Annotated in this window: 16 protein-coding genes and 2 pseudogenes; 15 read left to right on the top strand and 3 right to left on the bottom strand. The window is 46.8% G+C overall.

All coding sequences use genetic code 11. The annotated features are described in order from the left end of the window. Positions 1-34: 34 nt before the first annotated feature. Complete coding sequence (locus WN59_RS08165) at positions 35-3,328, bottom strand: efflux RND transporter permease subunit (protein WP_046515559.1); 3,294 nt, start codon at positions 3,326-3,328, stop codon at positions 35-37. A gap of 142 nt (positions 3,329-3,470) precedes the next feature. Between WN59_RS08165 and WN59_RS08160 the strand changes: the two genes are divergently transcribed. From WN59_RS08160 to WN59_RS08135, 7 genes and pseudogenes are all read left to right on the top strand, one after another. After that, the gene (locus WN59_RS08160; protein ID WP_197073402.1) at positions 3,471-4,052 is read left to right on the top strand and encodes a TetR/AcrR family transcriptional regulator; all 582 of its coding nucleotides are present in this window, start codon (positions 3,471-3,473) and stop codon (positions 4,050-4,052) included. Positions 4,053-4,310: 258 nt separating this feature from the next. Then, entirely contained in the window at positions 4,311-5,081 is a 771-nt protein-coding gene (locus tag WN59_RS08155) for an MFS transporter (RefSeq protein WP_408005400.1), read from the top strand. Then, positions 5,068-5,396 (top strand): annotated as a pseudogene (locus WN59_RS13955) (AMP-binding enzyme); the annotation flags it as partial. The gene WN59_RS08155 and the pseudogene WN59_RS13955, both read left to right, overlap by 14 nt. A gap of 238 nt (positions 5,397-5,634) precedes the next feature. Further along, positions 5,635-6,057, top strand: coding sequence for an Ohr family peroxiredoxin (locus WN59_RS08145; protein ID WP_046515549.1), 423 nt, complete (start codon positions 5,635-5,637; stop codon positions 6,055-6,057). Positions 6,058-6,204: 147 nt separating this feature from the next. Then, a complete protein-coding gene (locus WN59_RS13545) occupies positions 6,205-6,336 on the top strand; it encodes a CAT RNA binding domain-containing protein (RefSeq protein ID WP_082099222.1) in 132 nt (43 codons plus the stop codon). Between the two features lie 48 nt (positions 6,337-6,384). Continuing rightward, positions 6,385-6,729 (top strand): annotated as a pseudogene (locus tag WN59_RS08140) (family 1 glycosylhydrolase); the annotation flags it as partial. 223 nt (positions 6,730-6,952) lie between these two features. Continuing rightward, positions 6,953-7,318: a hypothetical protein gene (locus tag WN59_RS08135; RefSeq protein ID WP_046515543.1), complete on the top strand. Its 366-nt coding sequence runs from the start codon at positions 6,953-6,955 to the stop codon at positions 7,316-7,318. Between the two features lie 49 nt (positions 7,319-7,367). On the opposite strand, the gene WN59_RS08130 is transcribed toward WN59_RS08135, so the two are convergent. Then, a complete protein-coding gene (locus tag WN59_RS08130) occupies positions 7,368-8,744 on the bottom strand; it encodes a hypothetical protein (protein ID WP_046515538.1) in 1,377 nt (458 codons plus the stop codon). A 245-nt stretch (positions 8,745-8,989) separates the two neighbouring features. Between WN59_RS08130 and WN59_RS08125 the strand changes: the two genes are divergently transcribed. After that, positions 8,990-9,196, top strand: coding sequence for a hypothetical protein (locus WN59_RS08125; RefSeq protein ID WP_046515535.1), 207 nt, complete (start codon positions 8,990-8,992; stop codon positions 9,194-9,196). 11 nt (positions 9,197-9,207) lie between these two features. Continuing rightward, on the top strand, positions 9,208-9,435 hold the full coding sequence (locus WN59_RS08120; protein WP_046515532.1) for a hypothetical protein: 228 nt from the start codon (positions 9,208-9,210) through the stop codon (positions 9,433-9,435). Positions 9,436-9,611: 176 nt separating this feature from the next. Here WN59_RS08120 and WN59_RS08115 read toward each other — a convergent pair whose 3' ends face one another. Next, positions 9,612-10,652, bottom strand: coding sequence for an NAD(P)/FAD-dependent oxidoreductase (locus WN59_RS08115; protein WP_046515528.1), 1,041 nt, complete (start codon positions 10,650-10,652; stop codon positions 9,612-9,614). A 142-nt stretch (positions 10,653-10,794) separates the two neighbouring features. Between WN59_RS08115 and WN59_RS08110 the strand changes: the two genes are divergently transcribed. The 6 genes from WN59_RS08110 to dinB all read left to right on the top strand — a co-directional run bounded on the left by WN59_RS08110 (position 10,795) and on the right by dinB (position 15,259). Further along, entirely contained in the window at positions 10,795-11,220 is a 426-nt protein-coding gene (locus tag WN59_RS08110; RefSeq protein WP_052747347.1) for a hypothetical protein, read from the top strand. A gap of 21 nt (positions 11,221-11,241) precedes the next feature. After that, on the top strand, positions 11,242-12,333 hold the full coding sequence (locus tag WN59_RS08105) for a sensor histidine kinase (RefSeq protein ID WP_046515522.1): 1,092 nt from the start codon (positions 11,242-11,244) through the stop codon (positions 12,331-12,333). After that, positions 12,330-13,010 carry a response regulator transcription factor gene (locus tag WN59_RS08100; protein WP_046515517.1) on the top strand — a complete coding sequence of 227 codons (681 nt, stop codon included), beginning with the start codon at positions 12,330-12,332 and terminating at the stop codon, positions 13,008-13,010. Before WN59_RS08105 ends, WN59_RS08100 begins: the two co-directional genes overlap by 4 nt. Positions 13,011-13,038: 28 nt before the next feature. After that, positions 13,039-13,566 carry a DinB family protein gene (locus WN59_RS08095; RefSeq protein ID WP_046515514.1) on the top strand — a complete coding sequence of 176 codons (528 nt, stop codon included), beginning with the start codon at positions 13,039-13,041 and terminating at the stop codon, positions 13,564-13,566. 49 nt (positions 13,567-13,615) lie between these two features. Then, positions 13,616-14,122, top strand: a complete 507-nt coding sequence (locus WN59_RS08090; protein WP_231577181.1) for a DUF3267 domain-containing protein — start codon at positions 13,616-13,618, stop codon at positions 14,120-14,122. A gap of 69 nt (positions 14,123-14,191) precedes the next feature. Then, positions 14,192-15,259, top strand: coding sequence for a DNA polymerase IV (gene dinB / locus WN59_RS08085; RefSeq protein ID WP_046515506.1), 1,068 nt, complete (start codon positions 14,192-14,194; stop codon positions 15,257-15,259). Positions 15,260-15,263: the final 4 nt, after the last annotated feature.

The following is a 15,263-nucleotide window of genomic DNA, read 5'->3' as shown; positions in this document are numbered from 1 at the left end:
CCGGGAAATTTCCCGGACGGCTTTTAATTATCAGTTATTCATCAGATTTGTCATTCTTCATTCTATCCAGCAGTTTCTGCATTTCATTGATGTAGTTTTCATTCTGATTTTCCTCGACTTCAGGTGCCCGGGGGTCTGCATTCTGCGCAGTGTTCCTTGATTCGTAATCGTATTCGCTGTCTGCATCTTCTTTTTGGCTGCGTTCTTCCTCACGTTTTTTTGCATCGATTTCCTTCTGGGTGATGACATCCCCGTCCGGTGTCATGTACTTCTTATGCATTTTACGTGTTTCCTTGTCAACGTAGCTGTAGAAGATAGGAATGATGAAGAGTGTGAAGACCGTACTGCTTGTCAGACCGCCGATTACGACAATACCCATGGAGGCGACCATTTCTCCGCCTTCGCCGATGCCCATGGCAAGAGGCAGCATGCCGAGTGCTGTTGTGAGCGCTGTAATCACGATTGGACGGAAACGGTGCTGCACACTCATCTCAAGAGCCTCCAGTGTAGGATAGCCCTTTTCTTTCTGCTGGTTCGTATAGTCAACCAGCAGGATGGAGTTGTTCACGACAATGCCGAGCAGCATTATGATTCCGACGAATGACACTATGCTGAGCGGATTATTCGTAATGACCAGTGAAAGCATCACTCCGATGATACTGAGTGGCACAGCCATGATTACTATGAACGGATGTTTGAATGACTCGAACTGGGCAACCATCACGAGGTAGATGAATGCAATACCGAGTATCAGCGCCAGCAGCATCTGCGGCATGGCGTCTGTCAGCATCTCGAGGTCTCCGCCGACGGAATAGTGCGTATTATCGCTGAAATCAGCGTCGGCCACGATATCTTCCACGTAGGCTCCTGCTTCGTTAAGTGACATGTCCTCGGCATACGTAACTGTAAGCTCGCTCGTTTCCTCCATGCTGTCCCTGGTGATCAACGGCAGCATGTCCACTTCCTCGAGATTGGCGACTTCTTCTAAGGCGATATACTCACCTTCACTGTTTGCAATTTCGATATTTTCAAATTCTTCCATACTTGTGAGTATGTCATCCGGATACTTCACGTTAATGGATATGAATTCATTGCCATCTTCTACTGTCGATGCCTGTACACCATTCGAAGCTTCGTACAATGCGGAACCGATCTGGGCCGGCTGGAGGCCGTTTTCCCTGGCTGCTGCACGGTCCACCTGCACCTGCAGTTCCTGCACCATCTCTTCACGGCTGGATTCGACACTTTCAATCTGATCGTCATCTTCAAGCGCCTGTATGATTGTGGCTTCGGATTCTGCGAGGCGGTCTGCATAATCATCGGAGACGTTGAGGGTCAGGGTGTTCGGTTCTCCGCCCATGCCTGACTGCGACATCGGTACAATGTTTATCTCGGCAGACTCATCAATGCTTTCAATGTCGTCCTCGATTTCGTTGATGAAATCGTTCGTGGTGAGGCTCCGGCTGTCCGGGTCGACAAGTGTTGCGGTTATGCTGGCTTTGTTGGGTTCTTCCGACATCGCCATCATCGGCGATGTGGAACCGATGTTGCTCAGGTAAGTATCGACTTCGGAATATTCCTTGAGCTCATTTTCAATGTTTTCAACTGTTTCAAAAGTATCTTCAAAAATCGTGCCCTGTTCCTTTTCGATTTCAATGGTAAGTGCACCTTCGTCACTTTCAGGCAGCAGGTTGATGCCCTGGTTGTAAATGCCCAGTGCACTGACAATCAATAGAAGTGTCGTAAGCACGATTACGAGTATGCGGTGGTTCAATGACCATCTGGTGAATCTCCTCAGCGTTTTCATGTATGATCTTTCGCTGCGGGCCTTCTCCAGGTCTTCATCCGGTGCTTTCAAAATTCTGCTGGCCAGCATAGGTACGACGGTCAACGCAATGAATAATGAACCGAACAGACTGAATGCAACAGTTATGGCAAACGGTGTGAAGAGCTGTCCGACAAGGCCGCTGACAAACACGACAGGCAGGAATACAGCCGCTGTCGTCAGAGTGGATGCAATGATCGCCGAGGCAACTTCCTTCGTGCCTTCACTTGCAGCCTGTTTGGGGTTTTTGCCCATGGACAGGTGTCTGTATATATTTTCTATTACGACGACGGCGTTATCGACAAGCATCCCGATACCGAGTGCCAATCCGCCCAGTGTCATCATATTGATGCTGATGTCAGTGAAGAACAGCAGCGCAAACGTAGTGATGACAGAGAAGGGGATGGCAATGCCGATGATAAGCGGCGCCTTCAGATTTCTGAGGAAGGCGAACAAGACAACCATCGCAAGTATGGCGCCTGAAATCAGTGATGTATAGACACTGTTTATCGCAATGTCGATGTATTCCCCTTCATCATACAGAGTTTCCACTGTCAGGTTGCTGAATTCCTCTTCATCCAGTTTTTCATCGAGTACATTGTTGAACTCTTCATTAACGCTAGAAGCATTGGCATCCGATGAAAGCATGACGTCAATCGACAGTGCGTCTTCCTGGTTCATCCTTGTGAGAGTATCGCTTGACTGTTCTTCGATGGACACTTCCGCCACATCATCGAGTGTCACCGTACCGGCGTCATCCGGCAGATCCGCAAGAACAAGCTCGCGCAGGGATTCCACGCCGTCAATCTCGCTGACTGTCCGGGTCGAGATGGACGTGCGGTCCTCGGTATCCGTCACGGTGGCGTTCGGTATGGATATATTGTTCGCTTCGATGATGCCGGCGATATCGCTCTGGCTCATGTTATATTGGGACAGTGCCTCCGTATCCAGGTTGACCTGGATTTCTTCGGTAACCGAGCCATTTTCGGTGATTGAGGCGACTCCTTCGACATTTTCCAGTTCGGTGATCAGGTCATCGACCTGATCCTGATATTCAGCGACGCTTTCACCGCTCGATGTAACTGCCATCTGAATACTTGGCATCATGGAAATATCAAATTTGAGGAAAGACGGTTCACCAGCCTCATCCGGCAGATCGACAGAATCCATTGCACGGGTGATATCGTTCTCTACATCTTCGATTTTGGTGTCATAATCAAATTCCAGTATGACGATTGATGAGCTTTCCTGGGACTGTGATGAAATATTCGTCAGTCCGCTGAGTGAGGAGAGCTCCGACTCAAGGGGCTTGGTCACATCATCCATGACCTCCTCAGGTCCGGCGCCCTGATACGTAGTGGCAACAGCCGCAACCGGCGGTTCAATATTCGGCATCAGCTGCAGAGGCAGGCGGGTAAGGGAAACAGCGCCGAGCAGCAGCAGGATGATCATGACTACAATGGTAAAGTTCGGGCGCCTTATGGAAAAGTCCGATAGCTTCAAAATATATTCTCTCCTTATATAAAAATATTTATTTTTACTAATCCAACAACGTGTTGTACAATACTATATGTTAATTAAATTACAGGCTTGTATCAATAAACAATCCAGGCGAAAGTGTTGAAAGTGGGGAAATATGTCTAAAATGAGTCGAAAAGAAGAAACGAAAAACAATCTTCTTGATGCCTTCTGGGAACTTTATAAAGAAAAGCCCATGGCAAAAATTACAGTAAAGGAAATCACGGACAAGGCGGGGTATAACAGAGGTACGTTTTACACATACTTCATAGATATCAATGAGGCGCTGGAAATACTGAAAGCATCACTGATGCCGGATAAAGAAATGATCATCAACCCTTTCATGGAACTGAAGAAAAACGACGGCACAATCATCGAGCCCATAGAGGGGACGAATGACTATCTCAAAAAGAACGGTGAGAAAATAGCAGTGCTGCTCGGTCCGAAAGGGGATCCCGGATTTGTACATGAACTGAAAGCCCGCCTCAGAGAAATCATCATCAGCTATGCAAAGGATCTGGAAATCAAAGAAGTGGAAGATTTCGAGTATGTCATCGAATATCATGTCGCCGGACTCATCAGCCTGTACCAGCTGTGGCTGGAAAAAGGACAGAATATTGATGAAGAATCATTGGGGCATGTATATGAAGAAACAGCATACAAAGGTGCGCTGTCGGTCATCAACCGGATGCTGAATGATATAAGGTAAATATACTATACAGCAGAGAGTTATGGAACTGGTTGCCGGGAATACCGGGAACCAGTTTTTATTATGGCTGAAATATATTCAAAACCCCTGTTTGGAAACACTTTTGTTTATCCATTAAATTAAAATATTTATCTTATTCCGAAAAATCAGTTAAAAGCGTTGTGTAAGGGTTTTCATTATGATATATTCAAACCATTAATTAGTTTAACTTGTAAATTAAATGCTTTGAAAGTAACTCAATAAGGGGAGTGGGACTCTATGGCAAGACCGAAACTGGGAGGGGAATTCTCAAGAGAAAAATATCATACAGCGAAATTATGGCAGATTGCGTTTTTTGCACTGAACAACAGTGCGACGAATCTGTTCCTGTTCGGTATGGGATTTGTCACATATTATGCCACCGGTGTCGCAGGACTTGCGGTCATGACCGTAAGTACGATACTCGGGCTTATGCGTGTTTTTGACAGTATCACGGACCCGATACTGGGCTTTATATTGGATAAGACAGAGACTAAATTCGGCAAGTTCAGACCAATCATGGTCATCGGGAACATCATACTGCTGGTGACATTCCTTCTCATGTTCAACGTGTTGCATCTTTTCCCGCAAAGTCTGCAGCTCATCGTCTTTGTGCTGCTGCAGCTCCTGTATATCATCGGCTATACGATGCAGACGACGGTGACGCGCGCCGCACAGACCGTCCTTACCAACCATCCGAGGCAGCGGCCGCTGTTCTCGATTTTTGATGCGATATTCACACTGTCACTGTTCACGTTCGGACAGATTTACGCATCACAGTATCTGATCGGCAAGTACGGTGATTTCACTTACAGTTATTTCATAGAACTGTCATTCACCTTTGCTGCTGTCGGACTGCTGTTTACAGTACTCGCTGTATTTGCGATACGGACCAAGGACAGGAAGGAATTCTACGGCATCGCAGAAATCAATGTCCAGACGAGGTTCAGGGACTACTGGCCGGTACTGAAACGCAACCGGGCACTGCAGATGCTTCAATTCCTCCGGTGAGAGAATCGGTCCGTTTGAAGTCGAAAGTAAACTGATCGAGCATGAAGCGATACAGGAGGCTGGAGTCATCGGTAAGCCTGACCCTGTCCGTGGGTAATCGTCAAAGCGTTCATCGTGTTCCGCGACGGTTTCGTCCAGACTCCGGGTCTGCTTGAAGAAATAAGGGTGTTTGTCAGGAACAATCTTGCCGCCCATGTTGCACCCAAAGAGATCGAGGTCATGGAAGAGTTGCCCAAAACGACCATCAGTGGCAAGATCTTAAGAAGGGAACTGAAAAAACAGGAAATCGAAAACAGCGGGGGAACCGCCGTTTGACGATGCCGGCAGCTCTGCACACATTGCACCCGTCTTTGGAACAAAAGAGTTCGTGAATACATTGGCGGAAGGAATAAGGTCAGGAGCATTGGCGTAATCGAGAACTGGATCGACCCGCAGCTGCAGCGCTGGAAGATTCAGCAATCATTCTATCCGCAGACTGAAGATCCAACATGTTTAAGGTTGGGATTTTAAAGGAATAGACTGAATGTACAATTAATAAGGAGTTGAATTATAGATGAGTATTTATGAAGCAAAAGTGTTTAACACCGGTGGACGCGGCGGCGAAGTGCACAGTGAAGACAATTCATTTAAGATGAACGTGAAACAGCCTAGAGAAATGTCCGGAGAGGATACGAATGAATCGAACCCGGAACAACTGTTTGCAGCGGCATACAGTGCCTGCTACAACAGTGCACTTGATGGCGTGCTGAAGAAAGCCGGTGCAGATGATGTAAAAAGAACGGTCATTGCCACTGCCAAACTGCAGAAGGACGAATCTGATGGCGGATTCAAACTCGCTGCTGAAATCGAAGTAGAATTTGAAGGTGTGGAGCAATCGGATGCCGATCAGTATGTGCAGGATGCGCATAAGGCATGCCCTTATTCCAAAATGACCCAGAATGGCATTCCTGTGGATGTCAAAGCAACAGTAAAATAATCAATTCCGACAACTGATACGAAAGGGAGGCAGAAAACTGCCTCCCTCTTTTTAGTTATCGGACCTTTATTTTCTGTTAAGATACATATATATTTAAAAGGAACGGCAAACTAAAATGTGCAATAAGTGAACGGGGAGTTTGGCGCTATGAAAATTCAAAAAATCTATAATAACAATATAGCCAGCGCTCTGAATGACGCAGGTGAAGAAGTCATCATATCCGGAAGAGGGATCGTTTTTGGTAAAAAGAAAGGCGACTTTGTTGATTATGAGAAATAGATTTTTATTTTTGGAATCAGAGGGAGGAAAACCAGGAAGTACGAATAATTACCGAAGTTCATCGTCGAAAACGGTCTCGGTGCGTATGACGAGTTGACTGAGGACAAAAAGGTGTACGATGACTACCGTATCGATTACCTCAAAAAGCATATCGAGCAGATGAGTGAGGCAATCGAAGATGGTGTGGATCTGATGGGCTATCTGTCCTGGGGTCCAATCGACCTCGTATCCATGTCTACAAGTGAGATGTCCAAACGGTATGGATATATTTATGTGGACAAGGATGATGACGGCAACGGCACGCTCGACAGGTACAGGAAAAAGTCCTTCCATTGGTACAAGCAGGTGATTGAAACAAATGGTGAAGATCTGGATACAGATGTTGACTATTAAATAGTATATGCTGCAGACCGCGTGGAGGTCTGCAGTTTTTCTTTATGAGGAATGATATAGTATACTGAGAAAGGTCAAATTATCGGGGGAGACGGATATTTATGGCACGGCTTTTGAGTTATGGATGCTGCCGGTCATACTGGTCCTTGCGCTCTGGCTGATGGTTTACGGTCTGTCTGAACGCCGGAAAATCATATAATTTTTACGAAAGTGAGATTCACACATGATTTATTTTGTCGCTTTGATCTACATAGCAGCTATTCTCGGGGTGGTGTATTTCTTCGGGAGTAATGAGCACCGGATGATCCGGATCATTTCGCTTGCATATTTCATCGTCCTGACGCTCGCATTCCTTCTGTCCGTGTTCGTCCTGCAACTGGAGCCGGAGACGAATGCACCGCTGATCTTCTCTTATCTGTTCGTCGCGCCATTCATCTTTTTCATCGGCTACAAACTGGTGAAATACATCCGCAACTATGAGGGATGGCAGATGGTGGTGCTGATGCTCGCCGCGATATTGAACCTTGTCATCATCGGCCTGCTGCTCCTGTTCATCTTCATATACATGTATCAGGGTCTGATGGCGTAATTGGATATGGAAACACAAAAAGCCGGGGGTTCCCGGCTTTTTGCATGGCTCAGAACAGCATTGGAATCATGGCGATGGTGATTGTGATGAAGCCCATCCTGAATGCGAACCCGATATTTGTTTTAGTAATCCTGTAAGGGTTGATACCCAGATACTGTGAAGTCATCGTTGCGTTAAGGCCGTATGGTGCTGCGGGTGCAATGGACAGGCCGCATACTATCATGACGATTGCGATGCTCAGCACATTGTCCGCATTGATGATGGGGCTTAAGACTTCAAAAAGAATGGCAAGTGTGGCAATCGGGTGGACGCCGAACATGGCCAGTGCGTAAATGACGAGCATGATCAGAATGAGTATCAGTACTACAAAGGAATCGATGTAGCCGAACACCTGCTGCATCAGTCCGGGCAGTGGGCTGACATTGAATCCTTCGGAAAAAATTCCGAGGGAAAGGAACAGCACGGCAAAGTTCTGCAGCGTGTTGTTATGGTTTCGCCATGCTGTCCAGCCGCCTTTTAGGAACAGTTCAAATTTCTGCATTATGAGGGCGGTAATGAACGAAAACGGAATGATGATCAGTGCCACCGTCATTACGAACCCCAGGTTAGAAAAGATGTTGAGTGTCATTACGAGTGACATGAAGCTGGCAAGAAGGACGATCATTTTCAGGATCGAATGTCTTAGTTCCTTTTTGTTTACATCTTTGAATGGCGCATCGAGTGTCACGTCCCTGAACTCTTTGCGCGAAATATAGATTTCGGACAGGCAGGTCACAAGTGAACACAATATAAGCCACGGCAGCAATGTGAAATAGGACAGCCCCGTGGAATCGACGGTCAATCCGACAATGACTTCGAGCGGGCTCCAGATCACTGCCAGTGAGAATGCGCGGAGGGTGGACTTTATGATGAACTCGTGCCTCAGGCTGACACTCGCCTTTTTGAAAAGGTCACTCATCACCTGCTGGATTATGTATATCGCGGAAAGATTCAGGAACACACCGAGAAAGTACGTAGTGAACAGACTTCTGCCGTATATCTTCTCGACCCTGTTCTGTTCATCCTGGACCATATCAGTGATGCTTTCATCAAGACCGCCGACTTTGACAACAGTACCAATCCATGGAAGTATACTGAAGAAGAATAAAAGCGGCAGATTGCTCGTCGTGTTGGTAACGACCGTCATCAGTGACTCCCCGGCAGTGATGCTCAAAATGACACCCACTGATACGAATGCGGCGCCAATCATCCTGAACAGGCGGGATGCAAAAAGCCATGAGATGAAAAGCACGGCGAATGCCGTGATGCTGACAATGGTTCCTAAAGCTGCAATATCTGTAAAGAAATTAAATAAGAACAGTATGAAAAGTGCTGCGTAAAGATAAAAGAAGTTTTTCAGAATGCTCTGGTTGTATAAAATACTCATATATCCTACCTTCTTTCCAAGGACCAGATACGTTCAAGATTAAACTATTTCCATCCATTATAGTCCAAAGGGAGCATGGATTTCAAAGTTAATTTTCTGAAATAGATAAGACACGGTATATTTGAAGCATGCAGGGGACGGCATATTGATTTTATTTTGAAAATACTGTAATATTCTGAATGATGAAAAAATGTTTAAAGGGGTTCTTCAGGAATATTGTTTTACTTTTGAAGGGGGAAGGTTAAATGGCCGTCAATCCATATTTAATATTCAAACAGGTTGCTGAAATGCCGGCAAAGCTGTATGAGGGGGCTTTCCGTACTGGACCGTCACAACTGATGAATTACGGTGAGATCAAAATGCGACTGCAGGGGGCATTTTTCGCTAAGAGGCATGCGATGCCTACTGATGAATTCAGGAGCAAATGGCAACCCGGCTGTTCGAACGCATAAGGGGGGATCTTATGCTGATAATATTCTGTGCAGTGATTCCATTACTGGTCGTCATCCTTGCGGTTTTATTCGAACCTTCGTATATCTGGGTCCTGAATTCCCTGCTCTCGATTCTGGGGACTTTATTCAGCACGGTGAATTTCAGGTTCAGAAAAAATACATTGTCGACAGTACTGCTCGTCATAAATGCAGTATTGCTCATATATTACGTTATTACCGTGACCATCACTTTGATATGAAAACGAGGCTGGGACAATACTATTCCCGTCATAAATAAGCCGGACGTTAGCTTTTCCGGGGCATCTGTGTGAGCCTGTAGTCTCACGCAGATGCCATTCCCCCAGAAGTCCAACGTCCGGCTTTTAAAGTATAATCGATTATTTTTATATCTTCAGGACTTATGCCCCAGCCTCATTTAGATATATGAATAGTCACCGAAGTCAAGTTCTGTCTCTTCACCATTCAGGAACTTTACGATTTCCCTTCCGAGCACCGGGCTTGCTGTGAGTCCGGTAGAGCCGAGACCGTTTACTATGAACACGTTCTCTTCGGCATACCCTATATATGGCATATAATCGCGTGCGAATGGTTTGAGACCGACCATCATGCTGATATCTCTGATGTTTGAACCGGGAAAATACCGTTGTGCGAGCCCTCTCAAATAGTCATAGTTTTCCCTGGAGGGTTCAGTGGAGAAACTTTCAGTTTCTGTGTGCGTCGTGCCGATTGCATATTTGTTTGCACCGAGTTCGACAAGATAGATGGGCCCGAGCGCCATGACGACAGGTGTATCCGTCACTTTCTCCGCTTCATCGACTTCGAAGTGGAACACTTCGGAACGCTGGTGACGGATCTTTGGCGCGTAGCCCTGCTCGACGGCCCAGGCGCCTGAAGCGTAGATCAGGAGTCCTTCAGTCTTACTTGAGTTAAAATCCTCATTGATCCACCGGCCGCCATGATGGAGGAATCCCGCTTTGAGAGCCTTCAGCAGGCTGGCTCCCTCTATCTGGCCGCCGCCTTCCACATAGACACCGGGATAGAGGTCGGTAAGATGGGGATGCATCTTTTTAACATCTTCCCGTGACACTTTATAGACCTCCCCCATCTCAGGGGCATTTTCCTTCTTCGAATGGATCCGTTTGAATCCTTTTTCGAGTACCGTATCATCTTTGAACAAAGAGAGTACACCTTCCTGCTTGTACCCGGTCGAGACGCCGGTCTCAGTTTCAATCTTTTTAACAAATTCCGGATAGTATTTCGCTCCGGCAGTCACCAGCCGGTACCAGTCCTTATTGCGCTTCTGACTGATCCATGGGGCGATGATGCCTGCTGAAGCAGCAGTGGCCTGCCCGGAATCCGCACGGTCATACAATGTAACCGTATGTCCTGCCTTCACAAGATGATAGCCGATGGAGGCACCCACAATACCGCCTCCAACAATTGTGTATGTTGACATGTAAATCACTCCCGTGGAACATTATAACGCAAACTGAAATGATGGTATGTGGAAAACTTAAGAAATATTTAATATATACTTCAGAATTTGATCATTTTCATCGATTATCCTTTGTTTAAAGCATAATAAAAGGAGAATGATCATGAGAAAATTTACGGGTATATCATTTTGGAGAATTATATTTTTGGCACTGCTCGCTGTGCCGCGCGTTGTCCTGCATGATTTGGGATGGTTGACGGAAGGTACATTTATCAATTCATTGTTTGTTTTTGTTCCGGTTCTCATCTGGGTTGCGATGGCGGTCTGGTGTGAAGATGCACATCCATTCAGGATGCTGCTCGCTGCAGGCATCGTCTTTGGCATTATGCTGGCGCTGGTTCATCAGATATTCTGGACTGTTTATTTCCCTGACGTGCTGAAACTCGGGGGAAATCTCGCAGGCGCTCCGGATTACATCAGCATAATCGTTACCCGGACGGCGGCTGTGGTAAGCAGCCTCGTGACAGGTACAATGATGGGAGTTCTGCTCGGCGGGGTGGCATTCATCATACGCAAGTTGATAAGATAGTACAAAAGGGAGAGATTCACAATGACGATAAAACAAAGGCTGGCGCTTTCCAGTGTACTGCTGATCATACTGCCTGTGTCAGCCTTCTTTGTCATTGAAATAAGTCTGGGCTATCTATTTTTCATCGCTCCGGGGATGGATATAAATGAAGAAAACATGGGTCAATTCACAACGGTGAGATTTGTACTCTTCGTACTTTCAGTCATCCTCATCAACACCATGCTCATCCTCATGCTTGCAAGAAGCATCATCAGTCCCCTTGACAGGCTGAGTGCTGCAACAAAGGAAATGGGGGAGGGGAACCTTGATGTTAAAGTGGAGACCGGAGGAAGGGATGAAATTTCCGCACTCGCCCGCGAGTTTGATGAGATGCGCCGTAGATTGAAGATGGAGAAAGAACTGAATGAGACGTATGAAGAAGAAAAAAGACACATGATTGCGGGTATCGGCCACGATCTCAGAACGCCCGTAACCTCCATGAAGGGCTATGTGGACGGGCTCATAGACGGCGTGGCCAAAACTCCTGAAAAGAGGGAGAAATATTTGAAGACGATTGCTGCCAAAGCGGATGAACTCGATACTCTGATTGACGAGTTATCCTTATTTTCCAGGTTGGATGAGGGGCGTGCTGGACTTCTTACCGAAAATATCGGACTGGACCAGCTTTTGAGCCACATCATTGATGAGATGAAACTTGAATTGGAGGAGTCAGGCATTGAACTGTCGTTTGAAAATATTGCAGGTGAAACCATCATTCCGGCAGACAGGTCGAAGCTTTTCCGGGTATTTGTGAACATACTGAATAACAGTATCAAATACAGGATGCATGAAAAACATAGTATCCGAGTCCAGCTCAGTACTGCAGACGATCATGCCCGGGTCATAGTCAGCGACAACGGAAAAGGAATCGGCAGGGAGGCATTGTCCAAAGTGTTCCAGCCATTCTACAGGGAAGATTCCTCCCGCAATAAGAATACAGGGGGCAGCGGTCTTGGTCTTTCAATTGTAAAAAGCATCATAGAGAACCATGACGGGTATATAGATATTGAAAGCGAGCCGGAAAGAGGTACAGAGGTTACAGTCGGACTTCCTTTGAGCGGGGGTATAAAATGACAAGGGTATTAATTGTTGAAGATGATGAGAGCATAGCCGAAATTGAACGGGATTATCTGGAAGTGGGCGGTATCCATGCAGATATCGCACTGAGTGGGAACGCAGGCGTCCGTATGATCTATACCGGAAGTTATGACCTGATTGTGCTGGATATAATGCTGCCGGATATGGATGGCTTTCAAATACTCAAAAAGATACGCGATGAAGTGGATGTGCCGATTCTGATGGTGACAGCCAAACAATCGGATATCGATATTGTAAGGGGGCTGAATCTTGGGGCGGATGATTACATTGTCAAGCCGTTCAGTCCCACTGAACTCGTCGCCAGGGTGAAATCCCATCTGACGAGGTTTAAACGGATAAAAGATAAATATTCACCAGATGGAAGTACGGAAACAAACGGTCTGGCCATAGACGCGGAATCAAGGATGGTCACGCTTTATGGTGAAACAGTCAGTCTCACTGCAAAGGAATTCGATGTGCTGAATTTTCTGGCCACACACCCCAATCAGGTCTTTTCAAGGGAACATCTCTTCGACCGGCTATGGGGTGTTGAGGCCGTTGGGGATATCAGCACGGTGACTGTCCATATCAGAAAGATCCGGGAAAAGATCGAGAGTCCTGAGGCCAAATTCATAGAAACGGTGTGGGGTGTCGGTTATAAGTTTCTGGACTGAGTTCCATAAAATACAGGGAGTGGTATCGATGCACAGGGAACTTGAAGAGATTTTTGAAGAACTGGAAGCACTGCGCAACGATTATTTCAGCACCGTCGAGTTCAATGATGATCTGTACAGAAGAGACGTGCCGGATAAGTGGAGTGTGGGAGAGGTGATCTACCATTGCTGGCTGCTTTTAAAGTATTTCCGTATGCTTTCGGGTATGTACAACCCGCCGGCGCGTGCAATTTTAAAGCTGTACCGTCAATCTCCGGCTGAGTATGACGCGCATATGGAGAATATATACGCAGGGGAAACGATGAAGTCACCGGCCATCCTGGTACCGCAAATGAAGAGGGAATATTCCAAAGGCGAGCTCCGCATGATGCTTGAAGATGAGACAGAGAAACTTAAAAAGACTTTGGACGGTCTGGACAGCGACGCGCTTTACCGGGTCAGATATCCAGATCCGGTAGCCGGCTGCCCGAATATCATACAGTCAGTGAAATTGGCAAAGATACACGAAGCGCATCACTACGGTATCGTGCTGGAAAGGGTGAGAGAAAATAGATAAGTATGTACTGGACATCTTTGAAGACAGGAAGACACTGAACAAAATAGCGGTGATTTCGCTTGTCATCACCATCGCCATGCTGATACCACCAATCTTTGTGGACGGAAGGGCGTTCCTGTCTCAGGTGGCGGACGGCGGTGTGGAGTTCCGGATCGCCTTCGGTGGAATATTGCTTGCGCTGGCACTCTTGTTTGCGGTGTTCACTGTACACGAAGGGATACACGGGCTGTTCTTCAAATTGTTTTCCCCGTCCTCCCGGATCAAATTCGGCTACACATCAGGGATGCTTTATGCCACAGCACCGGGTTCGGTGTATACAAGGAAACAGTATATGGTCATCATTTTAATGCCATTCATCGTAATCACAGCGTTGCTGCTTCTTCTGATGTTTGCATTTTTGCATCCTTCCATTAAATATATACTGGCCATACACACAGGCGGCTGCGCGGGTGACTTCTATTATGTGTACCTGATGATGAAATACAGGAATTTGGAATATGCCGAAGATACGGATGTCGGCATGACGCTGTATGAAGCACAGCCTGATAATGGATGAACAAAAGCGAACGTAAGTTCGCTTTTGTGTTATAATGAAGTGATAAAGAATTAATGTCAGGTGAGAAAAATGGAGAGAAGAATTATTCATATTGATATGGATGCATTTTTCGCCCAGGTTGAGCAGCGGGACTACCCGGAGTATCGCGGCAAACCGGTCATCGTCGGCGGAAAATCATGGAGCAGGGGGGTGGTCTCCACTGCCAGTTACGAAGCGCGTAAATACGGCGTGCACTCTGCCATGCCGACGAAACAGGCGCATAAACTGTGTCCGGACGGCATATACCTGCCTCCGAGGTTCGAGGTATATAAGGAAATATCAAAAACGGTCATGGAAATTTTCCTGAAATACACCGAGGTGGTTGAACCGCTCTCGCTTGATGAAGCCTACCTTGATATCACCCATCTCGTCTCCAGGGAACGGACGGCACGCTCGATTGCCCTCAGCATACAAAAGGAGATCTATGATGCCACAAAGCTGACCTCCTCAAGCGGTGTTTCCTATAACAAATATCTGGCCAAGATTGCTTCCGGGATGAATAAGCCTGCAGGTACTACAGTGCTGCACTACGGAAACGTGCAGGACGTGCTGAACGGGATGCCGATTGGAAAGTTCCCGGGGGTGGGAACAGTAACGGAACAGAAGATGAAAGACCTGGGGATACACACAGGACAGGATCTCTACAACTGGCCGGAAGATGAGCTGATCCAGCAGTTCGGAAAGCGGGGTTCCGGCCTCTACCAGAAGGCAAGGGGCATCGGTACAGCGGAGCTCAGAGTCGAAAGGATCAGGAAATCAGTGGGGAAAGAAACAACTTTCAATTATGATATCAATGATGATACTGAAATTCTGAGGGTGCTTGAGACTTTGAGCGGGAAAGTGAGCCGCAACCTCGACAGGCACCAGTTCGCGGGAAGGGTCGTCACAGTGAAAACGAAGACGGCGGACTATGCCACGCATACAAAACAGATGATGACGGACAACCCGATTTTCCGTGGTGAGGAAATATTCCATTACGCATATTCGCTCTATCATGATGTAAAAAGCCCCGATGAGCCCATCAGGCTCATCGGGGTGACAGTCTCCCATCTGTCAGAGCGGACATACCGGAACCTGACAATATATGACTTCCTATAGTGCA

Source organism: Salinicoccus sediminis, assembly GCF_000986795.1.
GTDB classification, from domain to species: Bacteria; Bacillota; Bacilli; order Staphylococcales; family Salinicoccaceae; genus Salinicoccus; species Salinicoccus sediminis.
The sequence above is the reverse complement of the archived record's forward strand: the minus strand, read 5'-3'. Positions and strand labels throughout refer to the sequence as shown.